At 52.1% G+C, this 24733-nt stretch carries 18 protein-coding genes; 15 read left to right on the top strand and 3 right to left on the bottom strand.

Annotated elements, in window-relative coordinates:
* Positions 1-6 precede the first annotated feature (6 nt).
* Both LKK83_RS15700 and LKK83_RS15695 read right to left on the bottom strand, forming a co-directional pair.
* Positions 7-198, bottom strand: a complete 192-nt coding sequence (locus LKK83_RS15700; RefSeq protein ID WP_324632158.1) for a hypothetical protein — start codon at positions 196-198, stop codon at positions 7-9.
* Positions 199-418: 220 nt separating this feature from the next.
* Entirely contained in the window at positions 419-1363 is a 945-nt protein-coding gene (locus LKK83_RS15695) for an alpha/beta fold hydrolase (protein WP_324632157.1), read from the bottom strand.
* Between the two features lie 325 nt (positions 1364-1688).
* Between LKK83_RS15695 and LKK83_RS15690 the strand changes: the two genes are divergently transcribed.
* The 8 genes from LKK83_RS15690 to LKK83_RS15655 all read left to right on the top strand — a co-directional run bounded on the left by LKK83_RS15690 (position 1689) and on the right by LKK83_RS15655 (position 12516).
* Positions 1689-2243: a thioredoxin family protein gene (locus LKK83_RS15690; protein ID WP_324632155.1), complete on the top strand. Its 555-nt coding sequence runs from the start codon at positions 1689-1691 to the stop codon at positions 2241-2243.
* Positions 2244-2427: 184 nt separating this feature from the next.
* Positions 2428-3156: a UMP kinase gene (gene pyrH, locus LKK83_RS15685; RefSeq protein ID WP_324632159.1), complete on the top strand. Its 729-nt coding sequence runs from the start codon at positions 2428-2430 to the stop codon at positions 3154-3156.
* Positions 3143-3691 carry a ribosome recycling factor gene (gene frr / locus LKK83_RS15680; protein ID WP_324632154.1) on the top strand — a complete coding sequence of 183 codons (549 nt, stop codon included), beginning with the start codon at positions 3143-3145 and terminating at the stop codon, positions 3689-3691. The genes pyrH and frr overlap by 14 nt, the downstream gene beginning before the upstream one ends.
* 405 nt (positions 3692-4096) lie before the next feature.
* Positions 4097-5233 carry a geranylgeranyl reductase family protein gene (locus LKK83_RS15675; protein WP_324632153.1) on the top strand — a complete coding sequence of 379 codons (1137 nt, stop codon included), beginning with the start codon at positions 4097-4099 and terminating at the stop codon, positions 5231-5233.
* 277 nt (positions 5234-5510) lie between these two features.
* Positions 5511-5648 (top strand): hypothetical protein, encoded by a 138-nt coding sequence (locus LKK83_RS15670; RefSeq protein WP_324632152.1) that lies wholly within the window; start codon positions 5511-5513, stop codon positions 5646-5648.
* Positions 5623-6084: an NADAR family protein gene (locus LKK83_RS15665; protein WP_324632151.1), complete on the top strand. Its 462-nt coding sequence runs from the start codon at positions 5623-5625 to the stop codon at positions 6082-6084. Before LKK83_RS15670 ends, LKK83_RS15665 begins: the two co-directional genes overlap by 26 nt.
* A 982-nt stretch (positions 6085-7066) precedes the next feature.
* Positions 7067-9907 carry a GAF domain-containing sensor histidine kinase gene (locus tag LKK83_RS15660; RefSeq protein ID WP_324632150.1) on the top strand — a complete coding sequence of 947 codons (2841 nt, stop codon included), beginning with the start codon at positions 7067-7069 and terminating at the stop codon, positions 9905-9907.
* Positions 9908-10479: 572 nt separating this feature from the next.
* A complete protein-coding gene (locus tag LKK83_RS15655) occupies positions 10480-12516 on the top strand; it encodes a GAF domain-containing protein (RefSeq protein ID WP_324632149.1) in 2037 nt (678 codons plus the stop codon).
* Positions 12517-12582: 66 nt separating this feature from the next.
* On the opposite strand, the gene LKK83_RS15650 is transcribed toward LKK83_RS15655, so the two are convergent.
* Positions 12583-14823: a caspase family protein gene (locus LKK83_RS15650; protein ID WP_324632148.1), complete on the bottom strand. Its 2241-nt coding sequence runs from the start codon at positions 14821-14823 to the stop codon at positions 12583-12585.
* A gap of 377 nt (positions 14824-15200) precedes the next feature.
* Here LKK83_RS15650 and LKK83_RS15645 point away from each other — a divergent pair, with 377 nt between their 5' ends.
* The 7 genes from LKK83_RS15645 to uvrA all read left to right on the top strand — a co-directional run bounded on the left by LKK83_RS15645 (position 15201) and on the right by uvrA (position 24577).
* Positions 15201-15902 (top strand): V4R domain-containing protein, encoded by a 702-nt coding sequence (locus LKK83_RS15645; RefSeq protein ID WP_324632147.1) that lies wholly within the window; start codon positions 15201-15203, stop codon positions 15900-15902.
* Positions 15899-16168 (top strand): hypothetical protein, encoded by a 270-nt coding sequence (locus LKK83_RS15640; RefSeq protein WP_324632146.1) that lies wholly within the window; start codon positions 15899-15901, stop codon positions 16166-16168. Before LKK83_RS15645 ends, LKK83_RS15640 begins: the two co-directional genes overlap by 4 nt.
* 79 nt (positions 16169-16247) lie before the next feature.
* A complete protein-coding gene (locus LKK83_RS15635) occupies positions 16248-16724 on the top strand; it encodes a phycobilisome protein (protein ID WP_324632145.1) in 477 nt (158 codons plus the stop codon).
* Between the two features lie 126 nt (positions 16725-16850).
* Complete coding sequence (locus LKK83_RS15630; RefSeq protein ID WP_324632144.1) at positions 16851-17510, top strand: V4R domain-containing protein; 660 nt, start codon at positions 16851-16853, stop codon at positions 17508-17510.
* Positions 17511-17621: 111 nt separating this feature from the next.
* On the top strand, positions 17622-18167 hold the full coding sequence (locus LKK83_RS15625) for a hypothetical protein (protein ID WP_324632143.1): 546 nt from the start codon (positions 17622-17624) through the stop codon (positions 18165-18167).
* Between the two features lie 344 nt (positions 18168-18511).
* Positions 18512-21490 (top strand): L-glutamate gamma-semialdehyde dehydrogenase, encoded by a 2979-nt coding sequence (pruA, locus tag LKK83_RS15620; protein WP_324632142.1) that lies wholly within the window; start codon positions 18512-18514, stop codon positions 21488-21490.
* Between the two features lie 138 nt (positions 21491-21628).
* A complete protein-coding gene (uvrA, locus tag LKK83_RS15615) occupies positions 21629-24577 on the top strand; it encodes an excinuclease ABC subunit UvrA (RefSeq protein ID WP_324632141.1) in 2949 nt (982 codons plus the stop codon).
* The last annotated feature ends 156 nt before the right edge of the window (positions 24578-24733 follow it).

Here is a 24733-nt window from a genome sequence, read left to right as displayed (position 1 = left end):
TAATAGTTAAAGCAACTCCCGCCGGGGGATAAATGCCCCGGTTAATAGCAACACCCGCCGGGGGATAAATGCCCCGGCTAATAGCAACACCCGCCGGGGGATAAATGCCCCGGTTAATAGCAACTCCCGCCGGGGGATAAATGCCCCGGCTAATAGCAACACCCGCCGGGGGATAAATCCCCCGGCTAATAGCAACACCCGCCGGGGGATAAATCCCCCGGCTAATAGTTAAAGTCGGTTGAAACCGACTAAAATAGTTGTTTTGTAAGACTTTCAGTCGGTTTTTAACTGAATGTAATATGAGGCTTTTATTTTAATCCCTGCCGGATGGTGGGGGGTACTTATCGCACCTCACACAAGCTCAGCATGCATAAGCGGGGGGAATTGCGCGCCCGAGGGATTTTGCGTGGGCGGGATGTTACTGGGTTGAGTTTTGCTGGTGTAGAAGCGCGGATTTTTGTAAGATCCACTCTTCTAAAATGGGATTGACAATTTCTGGGGCTTCATCTTGGGGACAATGGCCCAATCCGGGTAAGGGGATAAATTTTTCCACGGTGGGAATTTGGGCAAATTCTTGACCGAGGGCGATCGGTTCCCAGGGGTCGTCAGTTCCCCATAATATCAGGGCGCGACAGGGTAAAATGGGGAGCAATTCTTCCGGTAACGGACCTTGGGAGTAACTGATAAAAGCCACAAAGACATCTACTGCGCCGGCGTCTCGGGAGGGGGAGAGGATAATATCTACTAATTCGTCGGTTACGGCTTCATCTCGGCGATAGGCTTGTAGGAGAATTTTCTTAACAGTTTTTGGGGTGGCGAGTTGTTTGAAAAAAAGCTGGCCGATCCACTTGACATTTAGTATTTTTTGTGCTAATGGTGCGCCGAGGCGTCGATACCAAGGCATTGCGGCACGTTTGCGATCGTGGAGCAGACGCAGGGAGCAGTTAATCAAAACCACACCCAAAGCCAGATCGGGATTATCTACGGCGGCTTGAGCGATCGCGACGCAGCCGATAGAATTACCGACGAAGAAGGCGGGAGAGCCGACAATTTCGCGGCAGAAATCGGCGAGTTGCGCCGCCCAGGTTTCAAAGGTGTAGGAGATTTCCAGATTGGGGGTGGGTTTTGCCGAGGCACCGAAGCCGAGCAAATCGATCGCATAGACGCGACAATGGTTTGCCAGGGCGGGGAGATTTTTGCGCCAATGTCCGCAGGAGGCACCAAATCCGTGAACGAGAATCACTGCCGGTCCGTGGGTGCCTTGGTGCTGGTAGCAGATGGGAAAACCCCGCCAGGTCCACTGTTTGAATTCGGCGTGGGCGCGGTAAGCGGAGGGGGAGTGGTTAGAAGCAGAGACAGTCATAGGAAAAAGACAATAAAAGTGAACGGATGGCGGCGAACCGAGGGGGATGCGGATACAAGTTCAGAGCCTCGGGAGGCAAGGAACCGATCGCGATCGCCCCTGATTGAGGGAACCCGTGGGGGGTAGATTCAGTACCTATTATGGGACAAAATCTCAGGCAGGAGGGAGAATTCCACCAGAGCAAAAATTTACTGGAGTCGAATTGCTAGATAAACTAAGAAAAGAGCCAGCTTTTTCGAGGCGGGTCGGAAGGATGCGGAAATTGAGAAGCCGACCGCTCTTTCTAATGCGCTCAGTCCATAGCAAAACAAAAGGGTTTAGAGTGATGAAAAATACGGGTACTGCTATCGGGAGCCATGCACCGGATTTTGAACTGCCCGGAATTGACGATCGCGTTTACCATTTAGCGCGTTACCTAGACCAATATCGGGTGGTGGCAGTGATTTTTATGTGCAATCACTGTCCTTACGTGGGTGCCTATCTAGAACGTCTCAAACAACTGCAAGCTGACTTTCAAGAAAGGGGTTTTACGGCGATGGGGATTAACTCCAACGATATGAGAGACTATCCAGAAGACAGCTTCGAGAGCATGAAACGCTTTGCCTCCTTCAAGGAGTTGAATTTTCCCTACCTGCGCGATGCGAATCAGGATGTGGCGCGCGGCTTTGGGGCGCAGAAGACCCCGGAAGTGTTTTTGCTCGATCGAGAGGGAGTGATTCGCTATAACGGGGCAATTGACGATAATGCCGAGGAACCCACAGCAGTGAAGGAGCCATATTTGCGATCGGCGATCGGCAGCCTGCTGGCTGGAGAATCGATTGCGATCGCTTCGACGCAGGTGGTGGGTTGCGATCTAAAATGGCGACCCTCCGAGAGCTGAGTGGCGCAGAAGGTTCCTTCTCCCCGGCGAAGGTGTGGGCGGGCGCTGACAAGGGAGTACAATAACTCAGGAGCAGTTTGAGGGATTGCCCCGCAAGGTTGATTTGTCAGTTAGTAGATGGCAAAACGCCCCCATGCTGCTATCTTTAGGAGGAGGCAAATCGAATTGGGAAAATAGTGACTTCATGGGGAGAGTTTACCAGCGGGTTTTACTGAAACTGAGCGGTGAGGCACTAATGGGTGAGCTTGCCTACGGCATCGATCCAATGGTGGTGCAGCAAATTGCACAACAAGTGGCAGAGGTGATCGGTGATGGTACAGAACTGGCAATCGTTGTCGGTGGTGGGAACATCTTTCGCGGTGTCAAAGGATCCGCCTCTGGGATGGATCGCGCCACGGCTGATTATATTGGTATGATTGCTACAGTAATGAATGCCATGACCTTGCAGGATTCTCTCGAACGAATGGGAATCCCCACCCGCGTGCAAACCGCGATCGCCATGCAGGAAGTGGCAGAACCTTATATCCGTCGCCGCGCCATTCGCCACCTGGAAAAAAAACGGGTGGTTATTTTTGGGGCAGGCTCCGGGAATCCTTTCTTTACCACGGATACCACAGCAGCCCTGCGCGCTGCTGAAATCAACGCGGAGGTCATCTTCAAGGCAACCAAAGTTGATGGGGTCTACGATAGCGATCCGCATGTTAACCCCGATGCCAAACGGTACGAAAGCCTGACTTACGGGCACGTACTGACCAATGAATTACGGGTAATGGATAGTACCGCGATCGCCTTATGTAAAGAAAATGATATCCCGATCGTTGTCTTCGACATCTCGGTACCGGGCAACATCCGCCGAGCTGTCATGGGAGAAAAAGTAGGAACGACAGTGGGAGGTTTTTGTGAAATTACCTGAAATAGAAAACAATATGAAAAAAGCCGTCGATGCAACTCGACGCGCTTTTAACACCATTCGCACCGGCAGAGCTAATGCTAGCTTGCTCGATAAGGTGATGGTGGAATACTACGGGAGTCCCACTCCCCTGAAATCTTTGGCTAGCATCAGTACGCCAGATGCTACGACGCTGGCGATTCAACCGTTTGACCCCACCAGCCTTGCGGTGGTGGAAAAAGCAATTATGATGTCGGATTTGGGCTTGACCCCCAACAATGATGGCTCGATTATTCGCTTGAACATTCCGCCACTGACGAGCGATCGCCGTCAGGAGTTTGTCAAACTGGCGGGGAAATATGCAGAAGAAGGCAAAGTCTCCATCCGCAATATCCGCCGCGATGCCATCGATGAGGTTCGCAAAAAAGAAAAAAATAGCGACCTGTCGCAAGATGAATCCCGGGATTTGCAAGATTCAATTCAAAAGCTCACTGACAAGTACGTTAACCAAATTGACGAGCTACTTGCCGCGAAAGAAGAAGACATCTCTACTGTCTGATTTTCGGGAGATATCTACCACCGAAGTGGCAGGGAATATGAAGCTTCCCCCACCGAAGCGCAATTTAGGGGGGGGAGGCGTCATAGAGTGATTCAAGAGACTCGATTATAGCGGGTTGAAAACTGCGATCGCCCGGTAGGTTGGAGCCACCGCTCAAACATCAGTAAAAAACCCCCCCCATTGATTGCAGGTCACAGGGGAAAACTTCACGGAAAATTCTCCGGAACTGGGCTAAAAATATTGTAGTTCACCAACAGTTTTGCCGCAAGACTGTGCTGCTTTTAGGCGACAATCGGGATGCCGCACTGGAATGGGTGTGGCATTTTCCTCTATCGGATGACAGAGGCTAGAAGGGCAATTTTGTGGCATAAAACCTAAAGACTTGAAAAGCAAAAAACAGGTATTATGTTCGATTGCATTATCGTAGGAGCCGGTCCGGCAGGTGGAAGCGCCGCCTATCACCTCGCCAAAAAAAGACACTCGGTTTTAGTTCTGGAAAAAGAATCTTTGCCGCGATATAAACCCTGTGCAGGGGGTGTATCTCCGGCGATCGCCCAATGGTTTGACTTTGACTTTTCCCCCGCTATTTCCCAGAAAGTCAATCAGCTACGCTATACCTGGGAAGGCAGCGATCCGGTAGAAGTGACCCTGAACAACCCCGAACCGATGTGGATGGTACGCCGGGATGTATTTGACCAGTTTCTCATCGAACAAGCGAAAAACCAAGGCGCGCAAGTAAAAGACAACAGCGCCGTCACCGCCGTGGAGTTCAACGGCGATCGCTTTTCGGTCAAGACTTCCAGCGAAACCCTGGAAGCGCGCTATATCATCGCCGCCGATGGCGCTCGCGGTCCGATGCGGAAATTGCTGGGCTTCAAAGACGGCGAGCTGCACCCCGCCGTCGCCTTAGAAGTCCCACTCCCGAAGGGAGCGGATCCGAACGCCCCCAAAATTCAGTTTGACTTTGGCAAAATCAAAAAAGGCTTTATCTGGAACTTCCCCAAAGCTGACGGTTTATCCCTGGCGATCGCTGACTTACAGGGGAAAGGCAAAGAAGACCTCAGCAAAATGCTGACTCAGTATGCCACCGCATCGGGCTATGATGTCAACCCCAACCATTGCGCCACGGATTCCCTGCGCTTGTGGAATGGGGAGCAAAAACTCCACACCGAAAATGCCATTTTAGCCGGAGAAGCGGCGGCAGTAGTGGATCCACTAACCGCAGAAGGCATTCGCCCCTCGATGTTTAGCGGCGTCAAAGCCGCCGAAGCCATCGATCGCGCCTTAAGCGGAAGTGCCAACGCCTTGGAAAATTACACCCAAGTGATGAATGAAGAATGGGGGGGTCAGATGGTATGGGCCTCTCGGGTGGCCGGTTTGTTTTACAAAATTCCCAAAATCGCGTATAAAGTCGGGGTCAAGCGTCCCGCCGCCACCCAAAGTATGGCTGACGTTTTGTGCGGGGACACCAATTATAGCGACATCGCCGATAAGGCGATTAGCCGTCTGAAGAAAAACCTGATTCCGGGTTTCGGCGGTTGATGCGATTGGGTTGAATCCTCCGTCGCGGCGAACGTGGGATCGGGCTGACGGGTGGGCGAACACCCGGATTCGCTCGAACTGTTTTTTCCCGCACCGCTTTGGGTTATTCCTCGCTTTGCAAGCTCAAAGTGCTGTGGAAACAAGGCGGTGGTGGGAAACCTCGAAATGGGTAGATTTCCCCAAAACAGTGGTTTTTGGGAAATCAATCGGGTTTGATGAAGCGACAAGGCATATAATTTCAATCGATAGAGGGTGGAAATCCGAGAGGTTTTTACCGTTGCGTCAAGCGATCGCCCTGGCTCAAATTAGCGGGAATGCCAAGCAAGCCTTTCGCCAACTTCCTGTTTCTATCTGTCTCGTTTATCGCCCAACCAACTATTTTATCGCCGATGACTATTTACTTTTACAAAGTTGACGAACCCTACGGTTGTTTTTCCAATTTTTCTCCTCATGGAATTCACCTGAAAGGTCTGGATTGGCCCACGGTAGAACATTATTATCAAGCCCATAAATTTCTCGGCACGGAAAATGAGTTTTTAATGGTTAAAATTCGCGCCGCAAAAACCCCGGAAGAGGCGGCACAATTGGGCCGCGATCGCACTCGCAAGTTGCGCCCGGATTGGGAAGCGGCGAAACTGGCAATTATGAAAGAAGCGGTGTGGGCCAAATTTTCCACTCACCCGGACATTCAGCAGGTGTTGCTCGATACTGGCGATCGCCCGTTGGTGGAAGATTCGCCGAAAGATTACTTTTGGGGCTGTGGTGCGGACCGCACCGGTCACAATCATCTGGGAAAATTGCTGATGCGCGTGCGCGAAAAACTCCGACATCACCACCACTCTCCCCACTGACTTCGCTTTTTTCTGTTTATTTTATCCCCTCCCCTGGGCGTCGGGGTGGGGGTAGGAAATTTGACCCTATACACTCAGGTGGCGAACCTTCGCCAGGTTTTTTCTCCATTGAATTATTCCCGTCATTCTCCCGAAAAACCCACCTTTCTTTTCTCACTTCAGTGTTACTTTACATGTTTTTACCCAGGCACAAAAAAGACGTTTTGCTGTGTGCAATCCAGGCTAAATCATTACCAATTAACAATTATATACAACCGCCACCCGCCCTTCAGATTTCCAGTGCCAGAACCGGGAAGCGAGACCCGAATCGAGCGCCACCAGGGAACCCCGGTGAAAAAAACCGCTCCGTTAAGTACCACAACCTTAAAGATTTGTCAAGCCTCAAGCGGGGGTAAAATTGGAATAGCACGCCGGGGGAAGGGGGGTTAATTTTAAGAAAAGTTGTTAAGTAGAATTACCGCGATCGCCGCTTTGTATGAGAGGCGACGGTGGGAATCTGGCAAGGTGCGGGACAATCGGCACGAATTTTCGGGAAGGCGGCGGCTTTGTTTGCGTCACCCACAGAATTGTCATTATAACAATATATGAAGCCAGTTGTCAAGGGGTTTAAGTTAGATAAACCTCACTTATAGCGCAGCGATCGCCCTTCATCTGAAGAAAAATTTTAGATTTTGTTGATATGATTAAGTAAAAAGCCTTAAAAACAGGCACTCAGCTATCATACCCCTAAGCGGGTGCATTTCGGGTTGGCGATCGGATTTGGGATTAGAGCTGGCAGGATGAATTTAGCCTCAGCCAATGGGGATCGTCGTCTGGGGGCACTCCAATCCCTGTCAGCCAACAGAGCGCCAGTTTCGGGAAGCGGCGAACAACCGCGAACCGGGCGATTTCTATAGCGGCTGAGATTTCCTTTTTGATGGGAAGGGCAGAAGGTAATTTCTGCCCCAGGTAAAACCTATGAATTTCAAACGGCAAATTTTCTATGACAATCACAAATAATAACAGCAATAACGGGCAAATCTTGCAACAAAGACTCGATCGCGAAGTCTTGCTACACCGGATGCTTAACCGGATTCGACAGTCTCTAGAATTACCAGAGATTTTAAGCGCCACCGCCGCCGAAATCCGCTCCTTGCTGGGAACCGATCGGGTAATGGTCTATCAGTTTAATGCGGATGGCAGTGGCAAAGTCATTGCCGAGTCGATTTACGAGAGTCGGCTTGCCTCCCTGAAAGGATTAAACTTTCCGGCAGATGACATCCCGGAAAAAGCGCGGGAGCGATTTGTCAAAGATCGGGTTCGTTCGATCGTGGATGTGGGTCAAGAACGAATCGGCATGAGTCCCCTGGCCCGTGCGGAAACAGGGGAACCGGTGGGGGACGATATTCACTATCGGCCAGTGGATCCATGCCATCTAACCTATCTGCGGGCGATGGGGGTCAATTCCTCCTTGGTGGTGCCGATCCTGCATCAGCAGAGTCTCTGGGGACTAATCGTCTCCCATAACGTCGAACCGCGCGCGATTTCCGAAGATGATTTGCAGTTAGTGCAGTTAGTCGCCGATCAGGTGTCGGTGGCGATCGCCCAAGCCACCTTGCTGGAAGCCACCCGCGCCCAACAAGCCCGGGAAGCCACCATCAACCGGGTGGCAACTTTGCTCCACGCTCAACCCACCATTGAAGTACAAGCCGCACTAGAAGCCACGGTGGCTGCATTATCCGGTTGCGGGGGCAGGCTCTATATCGCGGCAAAACATTCTACCGGTGGTGACGATCTCGACAGCGCCTGGGAATTATTTACCGTCGGCGAACAACCCACCGCGATCGCCTCGGCAGAATCCCAACCTCTAGAAGCCCATCCCCTGTGGCAACAATGGCTACAGCGCGAATTAAAAGCCCACCTGCGTCTCGATAGCAAGCATCCGGCAATTTGGCCTTTCGCCAATCTTTACAAAACCCCCCACTTTAAACCCTTTCTCCATGCTTTCCGGTCTACTTCGATTCGCAGCATGTTGGTGGTGCCTTTATTCTATCGCCGACAATTCCTCGGTTGTCTGACCATTTTCCGCCAAGCGATCGAAACCGAAACCCTCTGGGCCGGACGCTTTGACAGCAATCTCAAACAACTCCTTCCCCGACAATCTTTTGAGGCATGGCGGGAACGCAAAACCGGTCAGTCTCGCGAATGGACGGTAGAAGAAACCCAAATGGCGCGGTCGTTAGGGGATCATTTTTCAATGGCGATCGAGCAATATTTGCTTTATAAAGAAGTTCACTCCCTCAACAGCAACTTAGAGCAACAAGTACAAAAGCGCACCGCCGAGCTACAGCAGTCTTTACAATTTACCCGCATTCTCAAACAAATTACCGACCAAATCCGCAGCACGTTAGATTTAACCACGATTTTGCAAACCATCGTGCAACAAGTGCGGAATTTGCTCGAGGCCGATCGCGTGGTGATTTACCAGTTTGGCAAGGATGGACTCGGCGAGATCGCCGTGGAAGATCTGCGCCCAGGATGGGAGTCGGTGTTGGGGGTTCGCTGTCCCGGATGTATTCCGCTGGAATATTGCAATATGTACTTAAAAGGACGGGTACGGGCGATTAACGATATCGCAACGGCAGAAATTAGCCCCTGTCACCAGGAATTTTTAGCCACCATTCAGGTGAAAGCCAATTTAATCGTGCCGATCCGGATGGGTTCGGAACTGTGGGGATTTTTGATCGCTCACCAGTGCGATCGCCCGCGCGTGTGGCAAGAAACGGAAATCGATTTGCTGCAACAATTGGCGGATCGAGCCGCGATCGCGATCGGCCAAGCGCAATTATATCAACAAAGTCAAGCCGCTGCCGCAAAAGCTCAAGCCCAAGCGGTGGAATTAGAACAAGCCGTAGAAGATTTGCAAAGCGCTCAAACCCAATTAATTCAAGGGGAAAAAATGTCCAGCCTCGGACAATTGGTGGCGGGTATCGCTCACGAAATTAATAACCCGGTGAATTTTATCTACGGCAACCTTTCTCACGCCAGTCAGTATGCGGATGATTTGCTGGAATTACAAAAACTCTATCAAAAGTATTTGCCCGACCCGGAACCCGAAATGCGCGAGTTGATGGAGGAAATTGACTTAGATTTTCTGGTGGAGGATTTCCCCAAAATGCTCGCTTCGATGAAAGTCGGTGCAGAACGCATTCGCAGTATCGTGCTGAGTTTGCGGAATTTCTCGCGCTTGGATCAAGCGGAAATGAAGCCGGTTAATATCCATGATGGCATTGACAGCACTTTGTTAATTTTACACCACCGACTCAAATCAAAGTCCGATCGTCCGGAAATCCACGTCGTGAAAGAATATGGGGAACTTCCATCGGTGGATTGCTATGCCGGCCAGCTCAATCAAGTGTTTATGAATATTTTGAGTAATGCCATCGATGCTTTAGAACAGCGCGACAAAGATCGCTCGGAGAAAGAACGGCGCGAGTCCCCCAGTCAAATTACGATTCGCACGGCAATAGCGAGCGATCGCGCGATGGGTGAAAAGCGGGCAATTATTCGGATTTCTGACAATGGGCCGGGGATTCCCGAACGTCTGCGATCGCGCATTTTTGAACCGTTTTTTACCACCAAAGATATCGGCAAAGGCACCGGGATGGGTCTCTCGATTAGCTATCAGATTGTGGTGGAAAAACATGGGGGTCAATTTGATTGCATTTCCCAACCGGGTCAAGGCACTGAATTCGCCATTGAAATTCCGGTCAGTCGTCGCCTTGCACCGTCACACCGTTTGCCGAAAAAGTCCTCTCCCTCCCAAGCTCGTTTTATGCGGTAGTCGCTCTTCGAGGGTTTACCCCCCTTTTATTTCAGGACACGGCACTCCCGTGTCCCTCCTCCCTCGGCATGGTTAAAGTTGAAACATGCTATTTTAGCAGGGAAAATTTCCGCAGAGTCAGCACATGAAAGGGTCGATTCCGGTAAATTTGACCCCGATAAATTCCCCGCCAAAATTGTTAAAAAATATACACACCCTAGAGCGATCGCATGATTCCCGGGAAAATGCAGAGCCGTGAGGGCTTGCAAAAATTGCCAGATAGGAAAATTTTATGAGGGTAATAAATAAGCTAAATCAATCATGGCGATCGCGCCGCCAGACGGAGGTATCGAGGGTTTAAATCTGGAAGACGAGGACGAGCAAAAATCGAAGCTCTATAATAGAGTGAAAGCAGGGCATCTATTCACAAAATTAATAAACTTCGGTACAGATTTTAAAACGTTTTAACCCTCGGTGGGTCGTTACCCCCGGTGCATTCCCCACTCGAACACAGAAACTTTGGAGAATGGGGGCGGGAAATCGATCCAAGCTTTGAGGGCACTCCGATAACCACAATATGGGGAGGTTTTTGTATGGCATCAGCGCAACCAAGCACGATCGCCGAGCTTGAATCAGAACGATATAAAACCATGACTCGCATTCTAGGGCAAATTCGCGAGTCTGTGGAACTCGATACCCTATTCACCACCATCACTCAGGCGGTGCGAGAGTTACTCAATGCCGATCGCGTCCTCGTATTTCGCAAGTGGCCCGCCGGCGAGGGAAATCAAGGGCAATTTATTGCTGAAGATGTGGCACCCGGGTGGGTGTCGGCGTTGGGCGAACGGGTGGAGTCATGCGACGTTGTAGGCGATCGCATCCGCGTCAGCTCTTGCGCGCCCCCGGAAGAGCGATCGCCTGATAGCCACTTTTGCGATCGCATGCAAGTGAGAAGCGAACTCACCGTTCCCCTGCGAAAAGACAATTGCCTCTGGGGGGGATTGTGCGTGCATCAATGCCGGGGCGATCGCCAGTGGGAACCGGGCGAAATTGAATGGCTGGGCGCAATTAGCGAACTCCTGGCAATGGCGCTGCAACAGTCGGAAGAACGGGGCGTGATGCAGGTACAGGTGTCGCAACAAAGTCGCGTTGCCGAAAGAGAGAAAGCCGTAGCCCGAACCATCGATCGGATTCGGCGATCGCTCGACATCCAAACGATTTTCGATACCGCAACCCAAGAAGTGCGCCAGCTTCTCAACAGCGATCGGGTCGCCGTGTATCGCTTTAACCCGGATTGGAGTGGTTACTTCGTCGCCGAATCCTTTGCCCCGGGCTGGAATGCCTTGGTGGGAAACCTACCCCCGATCGCCGATACTCACTTGCAAGAAAGTGCCGGGGGTCGCTACCGTCACAATCAAAGCTTGGCAGTGGACGATATCTATAATGTCGGCCATTCCGAATGTCACATTCGCCTGCTGGAACAATTTCAAGCCAAAGCCTACATTATCGTCCCCATTATGCCGGGAAACACCCTCTGGGGATTGTTAGCTGCCTATCAAAATTCCGGGCCTCGACAGTGGCATGAGGATGAAGTGGAATTGCTCGCTCAAATCGGCGTTCAGTTTGGCATCGCGGTTCAACAAGCGGAATTGCTGGAAAAAACCCAAAAGCAAACCGCCGAACTCAGCAGCGCCCTCCACTCCTTACAGGAGGCACAAAGCCAACTGGTGCAAAGCGAAAAAATGGCCAGCTTGGGCCAGTTAGTGGCGGGGGTGGCCCACGAACTCAATAACCCGGTTAATTTTATTTCTGGCAATCTCAACCACGCCGGCGACTATACCGATGACTTGCTCGAATTGCTGCAACTTTACCAGGCGCATTATCCTACATCGGAAACGGAGATTCAAGAGTTTGCCGAAGCGATCGAACTGGATTTTTTGCGCGAAGATTTGCCCAAACTGTTGCAGTCGATGAAAGTGGGGGTAAACCGGATTCGCGGTTTGGTGTCGTCGTTGCGGAATTTCTCGCGCTTGGATCGCGCGGAGAAAATTCCGGTGAATTTGCATGAAGGGATCGACAGCACCCTGTTGATTCTGCAACCGCGACTGAAAAGCCGACCCGATCGCCCCGGAATTGAAGTGGTGAAGGAATATGGGGAGTTGCCCCCGGTGGAGTGCTATGCGGCGCAGATGAATCAGGTGTTTATGAATATTTTGAGTAATGCAATTGATGCGCTAGAGATCCGCGATCGCGGCTTATCCGTGCAAGAAATGCAAGCCCACCCCAAACGAATCTCGATTCGCACTGAATTCCTCAGAGACGATCGCCAAATGGCAAACTCTTCCACCGTGACGAATCTCTCCCCACCTCCCCCAACGCCCTCGGTCGTTATCTGCATCGCTGACAATGGGTCGGGAATCTCCGAGGAGGTGCGATCGCGCATCTTCGACCCGTTTTTTACCACCAAACCTGTGGGGTCTGGCACCGGTTTGGGACTCTCTATCAGCTATCAAATTGTGGTGGAAAAACATGGGGGAACTATCTCCTGCGTTTCTCAACCCGGACAGGGCACGACATTCTACATTCACATCCCTTTAGCCCAGGCTCAATTCACCTCCTCGGCGGCTTGAGTGCAGCCTTGAGAATTGAGAATTGAGAAAACAGTTTCTTCTTCATTCTCAATTCTCAATTCTTGATTATCGCCGTCGCTGTTCCCATTTTTCGATCGCCTCTTGGGCGGCGGGATAGGCGGTGGTGTTTTCGGGGATTAATTGGGCGGCTTGAATGGCTGCACTGAAGCGACGACGACGGGCGCGATATTGGGCGATGTCGAAAATTTTATCGCTCCAGCGATTGATGAGCGCTCTGGCTTGTTCGTATTGCGGTTGACCTGCCGGAATTTGGCTGGCGATCGCGATCGCCTTGCTGTAGGTAGACGCCTGTGCGGGTTTGACCAGTTTCTGGGCTTCGAGCAATCGCTGTCGGTTGGCTTGTTCGAGTTTGTATTGCTGTTCCCAAACCGGTAAGACTTCCTGCACCTGGGCTTTCAGTTGCTCGCGATCGGGCGGTACCAATTTGGCGGCGGCGATCGCCCCTTCATAATTGCCCTGTTTCGCGCGCCCCATCGCAATATCGAGAATCACCTCACCCCAGCGGGTAATCTGTTCCTGGGCTTGGTCGTAAAGCGGATCGTTTTCTGGCACTTGTCGCGCTTGGGCGATCGCCTGAGTGAATTGCGATGCTTGGGTATTTTCCAACGACAATCTTGCCCGATCCAACGGTTCGCGATCGCCCCTTTCCGCTGCGCCTTCGCTGGCGGGAGTTGCACTCAGCGGTTGAGTGCGATCGTCCGCTGCAGTGGTGGTTTCCGCTTCCTCATCCCCAGCATTAGCCGCTTCCGTATCTTCGGTAGTTGCCGCTTCCGTGTCTTCCGAGGTTGCCGCTTCCGTATCTTCGGTAGTTGCCGCTTCCGTGTCTTCAGTAGTTACCGCTTCCGTGTCTTCAGTAGTTGCCGCTTCCGTGTCTTCCGGGGTTGCCGCTTCCGTGTCTTCGGTAGTTGCGGCTTCCGGCTGTTCTTGTGTTGGGGGGATGGTGGTGGTTTCCATTGCTTGGGGAGCTTCATCCGTCACAGTCGGCAAGGATTCCACCACCTGGGGTTCGGGGGTGGTGCCTTGCATCACACTGAGAATAGTCCGCAGCAAGACGCCCAGCAGCAAAATCAGGGCCAAGATACCGCCCCAGAAGAGCAACTTACCTACGGTGTTAGATTTTTCTTCCCGTGGTGGGGGTGGTTTGGGGGTGGCGGTGGGAGGTTGCGACGGTTTGGAAGTCTTGGCGTTATTTGTATCTCCATTGGTAGAGACACCATTGCCCGAGGAGGTGGTGGGAGGGGCGATCGCCGGTGGTACGGTTTGGTTCGTCGGCGGTGGCGCGTTTTGCGGGGGCGTTTCCTCGGAAGGTTCCAGGTTTGCCTTGCCCGCGCTGAGGGGCACAGCGGCAGCCCAGTTTTGTTCTGGAACGCTCGGACCGAGTTCGGGTAAAATGGGTTGGGGAAATTTAACCAACGGGTGAACGGAGAACATTGGATGTTGTGCAGGGCGAAAGTGTTCTTCGCACAGTTGAGGTAAGCGATCGCCCATGTATTGCGCCAGAGTTTCCAGGGTGTGCCCGCGACCCGCTTTCAATGCTTCTAGGAGTGTGGTGGTAAAAAAGCCATGCTGCAGTGCGGCAGTTTCGCGAGAAAATTGGTTGTGTTGGCAAGAGATGACCGTGGGAATTTCCATTTCCCGGGCGAGGGAGATGGTATCCACGCCGATGGTTTCATCGGCGCTGGTGCCGGTGGCGCGGTTCATATCCAGGAAGACCACGATTTGTTCGGCGGGGCAAGACTGGAGGGTGCTATAAAGCGATCGCATAGAAATTCCCGTTCCCGGGATGTCCTCCGGATTGCCTTCAATGGGCATCAAATAGTCTTCGCCTTCCCAGCTTACGCCGTAGCCACTGAAAAAGAACCACAACACATCGCCGGCATGTAAGCGATTGCGACAGATGTCATCGATCGCCCACACCAGATTGTCTCTTGTGGGATAGGGGGAGTGGCTATCTCTCCTGGATGCAGTTTCGGTAAGCAATACGCATCGGTTCGGGGTAAACCCGGCTTTTTCCACCAGATAATTTTTAACCCCTTGGGCGTCTTGTTTGGCATAGCTTAACGGCTGGAAAAATTTATAGTCATCGATGCCAATTAAAATCCCTGCATAGGTTTTCATTACCCCCTCCCCTGAATTGTTCAAAAAGACGAATTTGGAAATCGACTCGAAACATACAGCCGATGGTATGGGAAAAGCGATCGCCGGGTGGATAGTTCCGCGATCGGCGTCAGACCCGAGGCGCGATTCGGTGGCCATGAGGAAAGCGCCGCAACGGTTGGCTGACATCACCGCTCGCCCTGACGTGCAGAGAGGGTCTTGCCCGGTCTTCCTCCTCAGTTGTCTGAGCCTGGGTTTTCGGAAAAGACCGACTGCGATCGAAAGATTTCCAGGTTTCACACTGGTGTAGCACAAAAGTGGGGAAATGTCAAGGAAAAGCTCCCATTTAATTTAGCCAAGTGCTTGTTAGAGACGCCCCACCGGGGATTTGTACTTTTTCACCCGATTTCCGAGAAATTAACGTTTTAACTTGCCAGATAAGTTTCCTACAATTAGATAGAGATGGTGCGATGAGTCACCGACCCACCGGGTTGAGTCTGTGGGTTCACTGACATCAAGCTGAAATGCGATCGCACTGAGCCTAGTCATCAAAGGAGTAGCGTAACATGGTGGTATCCACCGGAAAAAAGCCAGAGTCCAAATCAGCAGGTAGTTCAAAAAAGAAACCCTCCAAAAAGCACAACCACTATGGGTTTCAAGACTTTTTCTCGTTTCAACCGGAAACGGGAATCGTCACCGACTGGAACCAGTCGCGCAATCTCTTTGCCAGCGAAGATTTTATCGTCGGACTGGTGGAGGGTTTAGAAGAAGAAGTGGGTAGCGCTTCATCGGTGATTATGTACACCATTGGGTGCCAATGGGGAACCAAGGATGCGGAGTTTTTCAAACAGTGGTTTGAAAAAGAATATCAGCGCGAGATCCGCCAAGCGAATTTGATGTTTTTGCTCGAAACCTGGTGGTGGCCCTTTACCGCCCAGGGATGGGGACGCTGGGAAGTGGATTTAAGCGATCGCAAGCATGGCTTTATGTTCATTAACCTCTTTGATTCTGCAGTGGCTCGTACCCTCGGCGATGTGGGCAAACCAGTTTGTTATATCTATGCCGGCTTGTTTGCCGGATTTTTCACCGCTTTGGTGCGAAAAAAACTGAGCTGCATCGAGCTGCAATGCTACTCAATGGGGGAAACCTATTGTAAATTTTTGCTTGGCAGTCAAGACCGCATTGATGCGGCTGCTTTTTGGCAAAATGAAGGGGCAACCGCTCGCGATATTCAAACTCGCTTAGAAGCAGGAGAACGATTAAAATGACCGCCGAGACTTCTTGGTTAAAACTATCGGTTGCAGACTTTTTTAGTCAATGTAATTGGCAAGGACAATCCCTCGCCACCCGGGGGAATGGCGATCGCGCCACCCCCACGTCTCGCTTGAGCTTATCCGTGGCGGACTATTTCCGCTTGCTTCCCTGGGAAGGGACGCCAGAAGTGGGTTCGGTGCCAAAAGTTTCTGCAGCGCTTCCGCCGAAGGATTCTGAATTTGAAGAAGTCACCCTCGGGGATCTGCTCGATGCGTTTTAGCCCTGCAAATGCCCAGGCGATCGCCGGGATTTTTTCTCCCCAAACCTTAGCATCTTATATCCAACATCCCTAAACCATCATGCATCCAGAAATTTCTCGCCTATTGGAGCAAGCAGAAGAACGCTATCTTCAAGCCAACGAAATCGAACTGTTTCGTCGCTATGCTGCATCTTTAGCAAGGCGCATGGAAACTTACGAACTCCTCCGGGAAAAAGAAGAACCCATCTTTCAACCAGTGGCGGATAACCTGGTCAAAGCCTTTCCCAACGAAAACCAAGAAACCTTAGAGCGATCGCTGAAGCATTGGCTGCTGATTGTCCGCTACTGCGCCACCGCCATGTTATTGAGCGACCCCGAATTTCTCCAACTGCGCTTGCAAGATTGGATGAAAGGATTAGTGGAAACCCACAACACCCAACCCATTGAAGAAAAGATTTATCAACTGTTGCTCGCTAGCTTGAAAAAACATCTCTCCGAAAAACAACTCCCCTTGCTGTTGCCGTTTGTGGATCAAGCCAAGAAAATCCTATTGGCAGAATCAGCGGGCTTAAGTTGAGCGCAATTGAGCGGTGAAAAATCAGTCTCATAGCTTACAGTTGAGAGACAAGGAGGAGTCGAGACGTGCCGGGGTGCGTCTGCGGGAAGTGAAAGCTTCAAATATTAACGATTCAGGAGCGCGACTATGATTTCGATTTCCAATTTGGTTAAAGACAAACACTTGCCGGGGAATTATTTTGCTTATGATGTTTACGTGCGGGGTGATTTAGAACTCGGACTGCTGGAAAATCGACGCGGCGATCGCTTGTTGGCAGTTCCGGAAACCTTGATTGATGCAATTTATGCCGGGTTAGAAGAAGAAACCGGATCGGCGGCGCGCCTGGTTTTGTTTAACTGTGGCAAGTGGTGGGGGAAAAATTTCTACGTGCGATTTTGCGAAGAAATTAACGAGTATTATGGCAAACCGATCGCCGAAATGGAGATGGTAGAATTTCTCCAATGTTTGCAACAGCTTTGGAAAACCAATGGCTGGGGCATTTTGAATTTCAATCAGGAGTATTACGATCGCGGCTTTTTGGCGGTGAAAACGAAACACTCTCCCTATACCGCCAAAGCCCCCAACTGGAAGCGCCCGGTTTGTTTCCTAGAAGCCGGCATTTTAAGCGCCTATTTCAGTCAGTTGACGGGTCGCGACCTCCACTGCGTCCAAACCGCCTGCGAATCCTTGGGCGCAGAATTTAATATTTTCGTTCTGGGATTGAGCGATCGCCTCAAACCAGCAGAAGCATGGGTGGCACAAGGAGAAGACCACGACACCATTATGACCAAGTTATGCGAAGGGTAAAACTGAATTAAGCGAGTCATTGGTCAATGGTCATTGGTCAATTGACCAATGACAAACCCCAGGGGAGATGAAATGATTCAAATTTAACCCGAATATGGGGGGGTAAACCCGATGAACAGTACCAATTTTAGAGCGGGGATAGCGGCGCTCAAAGCGGAGGATTATGGAGAGGCGATCGCCCATTTAGAAAGCGTCCTAGAACTAGAATTGCACCAACCCACCATAGAACGCACCAAAATGGCATTAGCGATCGCTTACGAAGGGGATGGGAAACCTCGCCTAGCGTGGAAAACCTGCCAAGACCTGCTGCAAAGCAAAAACGCCAAAGTCAAACAATGGGCCGACCACAGCCTTTCCGAATTAGATAAACGCTATCCGAGTTTGTCCTCTGACGTGCGTCTGCGTCGCCGCCGCACGGTGAAAGAGCGGATAATTCACACAGTCATCCAATGGCTGAAACAGTCCGAACAACGGCTTTCTTTCACGGAAACCGCTTGGGAGATTATAGAAGAAGAACGACAAAAACGCAAGCCCACCACCCCGGTAGAAAAACTTAAATTAATCTCGAACATCGTCAAGCGCGCCTGCATTCCCCTCGGGCAAAAGCTGGGCGCTTGGATCCGCGCCAAGATGCGGAAAATTAAGGGAAAAAAATAGGGTAGGATTGCCCTAGCTTGGCAGTGCAATCGATGGGTAAATGGGGTGTAAGGGCGGGTAAATCGCGAGAATTTTGTGAAAGTTGAGGCGGGGGAGAAATCGAAAAAAGCGATCGCCCTTGACAATTTGCTTGCGCCAGTGTTAAACTCACCAAATAAGTGCAATATATAGCACCAATAAAGCCCCCATTCGTAGCGTAAAAAAACTTAACATTTAAACCGGAGAGTGCCGAAGATTTTCGCCAGAATGTGGGGGGAGAAATACGATACAATATTAAGTTTGTAGTCCGCTCAGGGGTCTGAGTGGACTACAGGCAGATCGACAGATAGAGGGTAAAAAAAGCCGTGGTAGTACAACGGTCCGAGAACAAAACCGACGAGGCGAAAACCCAAGAAATCGCCAAGCAACTGCTCAGTGCAATTCAGGAGAAACGCTCATTTTTCGCCCAGTTGCAAGATCAAATGCGCTGGGATGATAAACTGCTTGCCTGGGCGATGAGCAACCCCGGGTTGCGGGTGCAGCTCTTTCGCTTCATTGACTGTTTGCCTGCATTGCGTAGCAAAGCGGAAATTGCGCGTCATTTAAAAGAATACCTAACCGTAGAGGAAGTCGAACTCCCCGACGCCTTGAAAAAACTGCTCAACTTTAGCAGTGGCGACTCAATGCCCGGGCAAATTGCCGCCACCACAGTATCCACAGCGGTGGAGACCCTGGCGCAAAAGTACATTGCCGGGGAAAACATCAAACAAGCGATAAAAACCATCGAACGCCTGCGGAAAGACAAAATGGCATTTACGATGGACTTACTGGGAGAAGCGGTGATTACCGAAGCCGAAGCCCAGTCCTATTTAGAGGGTTATCTGGAATTGATGACCCAACTTACCGAGGCGGCGAAAAAATGGCCGAAAGTGCCGCAGATTGACGAAGCGGATGGGGAAGAACTGCCCCGAGTGCAGGTTTCGGTGAAGTTAACCGCATTTTACTCGCAATTCGACCCTTTGGATGCCAAAGGAAGCGAACGACGAGTTAGCGATCGCATCCGCACCCTGCTGCGTCACGCGGAGAAAGTGGGCGCGGGGGTTCACTTCGATATCGAACAATATCACTACAAAGACCTCACCTTCTCGATCCTCAAACGGTTGCTCCTCGAAGAAGAATTTCGCCATCGGCGGCATATTGGCCTCACCCTGCAAGCCTACTTGCGCGACAGCGAAAAAGACCTGAAAGACTTAATTGAATGGGCAAAACAGCGGGGCACTCCCGTCACCCTGCGACTGATCAAAGGAGCCTACTGGGATTTAGAAACCATTGCTGCCAAGCAGAAACACTGGCCGCAACCCGTGTATAACGACAAAGCCGCCACCGATGCGAATTTCGAGCGGTTGACCGAACTGCTGCTGGAAAATCACGAATATATCTACGCCGCCATTGGCTCACACAACGTGCGCTCCCAAGCGAAAGCGATCGCCCTCGCCCAACGCCTCAACATCCCGCGCCGTCGCTTCGAGCTGCAAGTGCTATATGGCATGGGAGATAAACTCGCCAAAGTCTTAGCACAACAAGGGCATCGCGTGCGGATGTACTGCCCCTACGGGGAACTGCTTCCCGGCATGGCCTATCTGATTCGGCGCTTGCTGGAAAACACCGCCAACACCTCATTCCTGCGCCAAAGCCTGGAAGAGCGACCCGGGGAAGAACTGATCGCACCGCCGAATCCCAACGGCAAAGGCGAACTCGAAATCCACAGCCCCGCACTGCCCAACGCCGCCGCCGATACCGACTTCGCCGACGCCCAAGCGCGAGAAAAGGTGGTGCAAGCCTTGCAAAGCGTGCGTCAGCAACTCGGCAAAACCTATTTACCCCGTATCAACGGCGATCGCATCAACACCGCCAACACCGTAGACTCTGTAAACCCCTCCAACCCCAGCGAAACCATCGGCACCATCGGCTTGCTCTCCATCGAACAAGCCGATCGCGCGATCGCCACCGCCAAAGCCGCCTTACCCCAGTGGCGCAACACCCCGCCCGCCCAACGCGCCGCCATCCTTCGCAAAGCCGCCGACCTCATGGAACAACGGCGACCAGAACTCTGCGCCTGGATGATGCTAGAAGTAGGCAAACCCTTGAGCCAATGTGATGGCGAAGTCTCCGAAGGCATCGACTTCTGTCGCTACTACGCCAACGAAATGGAACGGCTGGCGCGCGGATATAATTACGATGTCGCCGGCGAAACCAATCGCTATCACTATCAACCGCGCGGCATCACCGTGGTCATTGCCCCTTGGAACTTCCCCTTTGCCATTCCCACCGGCATGACTGTCGCCTCCCTAGTCACTGGAAACTGCACCTTATTAAAACCCGCCGAAGTCTCCTCCGTCATCGCCGCGAAAATTGGCGAAATCCTCATCGAGGCCGGCATTCCCCCCGGCGTCTTTCAGTACGTACCTTGCCAGGGGTCCAGCGTTGGCTCGCACTTAGTGAAACATCCCGAAGTCAATACCATCGCCTTTACCGGTTCCCAAGAAGTGGGCTGCCGCATTTATGCCGACGCCGCCGTGCTACAACCGGGACAACGCCACTTGAAAAAAGTGATTGCCGAAATGGGCGGCAAAAATGCGATAATCGTCGATGAAAGTGCCGATTTAGACCGCGCCGTGGCGGGAGTGGTGCAATCCGCCTTTGGCTATAGCGGCCAGAAATGTTCCGCTTGTTCCCGCGCCATCGTCCTCGAACCGGTGTACGAGAGCTTTCTGACTCGCACCCTCGAAGCCACGCGATCGCTGAATGTCGGTGCCGCCGAAGACCCCAGCACCCAAGTCGGTCCAGTTATCGATGCCAGCGCCCGCGATCGCATACGCGGCTACATCGACAAAGGCAAATCCGAGGCAGAACTCGCCCTGGAAATGCCCGCCCCCGACACCGGCTACTTCATCGGTCCGGTTATCTTTACCGAAGTGCGCCCCGATGCGGCGATCGCCCAAGAAGAAATCTTCGGGCCGGTCCTATCGGTGATGCGCGCCAAGACCTTCGACGAAGCCCTAGAGATTGCCAACGGCACCCAATTCGCCCTCACTGGCGGGCTGTATTCTCGCACCCCGTCCCACATCCAGCGCGCCACCGCCGAGTTTGAAGTGGGCAACTTGTATATCAACCGAGGAATTACCGGCGCGATCGTCGCCCGCCAATCCTTCGGCGGATTTAAACTCTCCGGCGTCGGATCCAAAGCCGGGGGTCCGGATTACCTGCTGCAATTCCTCGAACCGCGCACCGTCACCGAAAACATCCAACGTCAAGGGTTTGCCCCAATCCCGGAGATGGAATAATCCAGCACCACCCCCGCCACTCAAATGCGGGGGTGACGCACCACCCCCCGGATATCCGAACCCCCACCCGATGATTCTCCACCCCGCGATCGGCACCGCAGAGCGCTAAAATTGTTAAGTAATGTATCGAAACCAACTATGCCTAAACGTGCCGATCGCCGTCAAAACCCCCCTGTAGAAAACTTAAACGGAAAATCCCTCGCCCACAGCGTACTCCCTCCTAGTGCGGTTCGCCACGGAATTCGCATTCGCGGCGCGAGACAGCATAACCTGAAAAACCTCGACCTCGAATTGCCCCGCGATCGCCTGATCGTGTTTACCGGCGTCTCCGGTTCCGGCAAATCTTCCCTCGCCTTCGATACGATTTTCGCCGAGGGTCAGCGTCGCTACGTCGAGTCCCTCAGCGCCTATGCCCGCCAATTCCTCGGACAAGTCAACAAACCCGACGTCGAATCCATCGAAGGACTCTCCCCGGCAATTTCCATCGACCAAAAATCTACCTCGCACAACCCGCGTTCTACCGTGGGCACCGTCACCGAAATTTACGATTACCTGCGGTTATTATTCGGAAGGGCCGGAACTCCCTACTGCCCGATTTGCGATCGCTCCATCGCCCCGCAAACCCTTGACGAAATGTGCGACCGAGTGATGGAACTGCCCGATCGCACCAAATTCCAAATCCTCGCCCCCGTGGTGCGCGGCAAAAAAGGAACTCACAAAAAACTCCTCTCCAGTCTCGCCGCCGAAGGCTTCGTGCGCGTGCGCGTGGATGGCGAAGTGCGCGACCTTTCCGACAAAATCGCCCTGAATAAAAACGCCACCCATACCATCGAAATTGTCGTAGACCGACTGATTAAAAAACCGGGCATCGAAGAACGACTCTTTGACTCCCTCGCCACCAGCTTGCGTCATGCCAATGGCATCGCCATTATTCACCTGCTCAATAACACCGAAGCTGCCGATAATTCCGCCGCAGAAATCGTTTTTTCCGAAAACTTTGCCTGTCCCGAACATGGCGCGGTGATGCAAGAACTTTCGCCGCGATTGTTCTCCTTTAATTCCCCCTATGGCGCTTGCGAAACCTGTCACGGATTGGGCAGTTTTCGCACCTTTGCTGCCGATTTAGTGGTGCCCAATCCCGATGCGCCGGTTTATGAAGCGATCGCGCCTTGGGCGGAGAAAGAAAACTCCTACTATCTGTCCATGCTCTACAATCTCGCGGAAATCTATGGCTTTGAACTAGACACCCAGTGGAAGCATTTAACCCGCGACCAGCAAAATGCAATTTTATATGGCACCGATGAAGCTATCTGGATCGAACAGTGGGATGCCTACCGACGCTATAGCGGAGCACTGCCAATTTTGCAGCGGCAATATGAAGAAACCGCCACCGAATTGCAAAAGCAAAAATTAGAACAGTATTTAGTCGATCGCCCCTGCGAGAGTTGTCAGGGAAAACGCCTCAAACCCGAAGCACTTTCCGTGCGCGTGGGACAATATGGGATTAGCGAATTAACCAGCGTTTCGATTGGCGACTCTTTAGAGCGGATCGAGCAATTGGAGTTGAGCGATCGGCAAGCCAAAATTGCCGAACTGGTTCTCAGAGAAATCCGCGCCCGACTGCAATTTCTCCTGGATGTGGGATTGGATTATCTCACCCTAGACCGCCCCGCCATGAGCCTTTCCGGCGGCGAAGCCCAGCGCATTCGCCTCGCCACCCAAATTGGTGCCGGCTTGACGGGCGTGCTATACGTACTCGACGAACCCAGCATCGGACTGCATCAGCGCGATAACGGGCGTCTGCTGCATACCTTAACCAAGTTGCGCGACTTGGGCAATACCTTGATTGTGGTCGAACATGATGAGGATACCATTCGCAGCGCCGATTGTATCGTCGATATCGGTCCGGGTGCCGGGGTGCATGGCGGCGAGATTGTCGCCCAAGGAGATTTAGGGGAAATTTTAAAGGCGGAAAACTCCCTCACCGGGGCATATCTTTCCGGGCGCAAAGTCATCGAAACCCCGGCAGAACGAAGAAGCGGAAATGGGCGATCGCTGGTAATGAAACGCTGTCGCCGCAACAACTTACAACAGATTACCGTCGAAATTCCATTAGGAACATTAATCTGCGTCACCGGGGTTTCCGGATCCGGCAAATCCACCTTAATTAACGAACTGCTTTATCCGGCGCTGCAACATCACCTCACCCGTCGCGTCCCCTTTCCCAAAGAAATGGATGCCTTGGACGCCCCAGGAGAAGAACAACTGAAAGATGCCGTGGATAAAGTGATTGTCATCGACCAATCGCCGATTGGCAGAACCCCGCGCTCTAATCCGGCAACTTATACCGGGGTTTTTGATGTGATTCGCGGACTATTTGCCCAAACCATCGAAGCAAAAGCGCGAGGTTACAAACCGGGACAATTCTCATTTAACGTCAAAGGAGGACGCTGCGAAGCTTGTGGCGGACAAGGGGTTAATGTAATTTCCATGAACTTTTTGCCCGATGTTTACGTGCAGTGCGAAATCTGTAAAGGTGCGCGGTACAATCGAGAAACCCTGCAAGTGAAGTACAAGGGAAAATCCATTGCTGACGTGCTGAATATGACCGTGGAAGAAGCGTTAGAATTGTTTAAAAATATTCCCAGAGCGAAAAACCGCTTGCAGACGTTGGTTGATGTGGGTCTCGGTTACATTCATTTGGGACAACCCGCCCCAACGCTCTCCGGGGGAGAAGCGCAACGGGTAAAATTGGCAACCGAATTGTCTCGTCGCGCCACGGGGAAAACCCTGTATTTAATTGACGAACCCACCACCGGGTTATCGTTTTATGACGTGCATCAGTTGTTAAATGTGTTGCAACGGTTGGTGGATAAAGGCAATTCGGTTTTAGTTATCGAGCACAATTTAGATGTGATTCGTTGTGCGGATTGGATAATCGACCTCGGACCGGAAGGGGGAGACAAAGGCGGGGAAGCGATCGCCTGCGGTACCCCCGAAGAAGTCGCCCAACATCCCACCTCTTACACCGGACACTATTTGCAGCAAGTCTTGCAGCACTATCCCAGTGCCTCCGCAAACAACTAGGGGAACACAATGGGTAACAGGAGGCATAGCCTCCGATTGCCCGTTCCCAGCACATGCTGGGAACGAGTTCTATCAGTTATATTAGTCCGCGTAGGCGGACTTAGCCTGCCCAGGCGCGATTTCAATCGCCCGCCTTTTATTAGTCCGCGTAGGCGG

Source organism: Phormidium sp. CCY1219, assembly GCF_035615515.1.
Classification (GTDB): Bacteria; Cyanobacteriota; Cyanobacteriia; order Cyanobacteriales; family Laspinemataceae; genus CCY1219.
The sequence above is the reverse complement of the archived record's forward strand: the minus strand, read 5'-3'. Positions and strand labels throughout refer to the sequence as shown.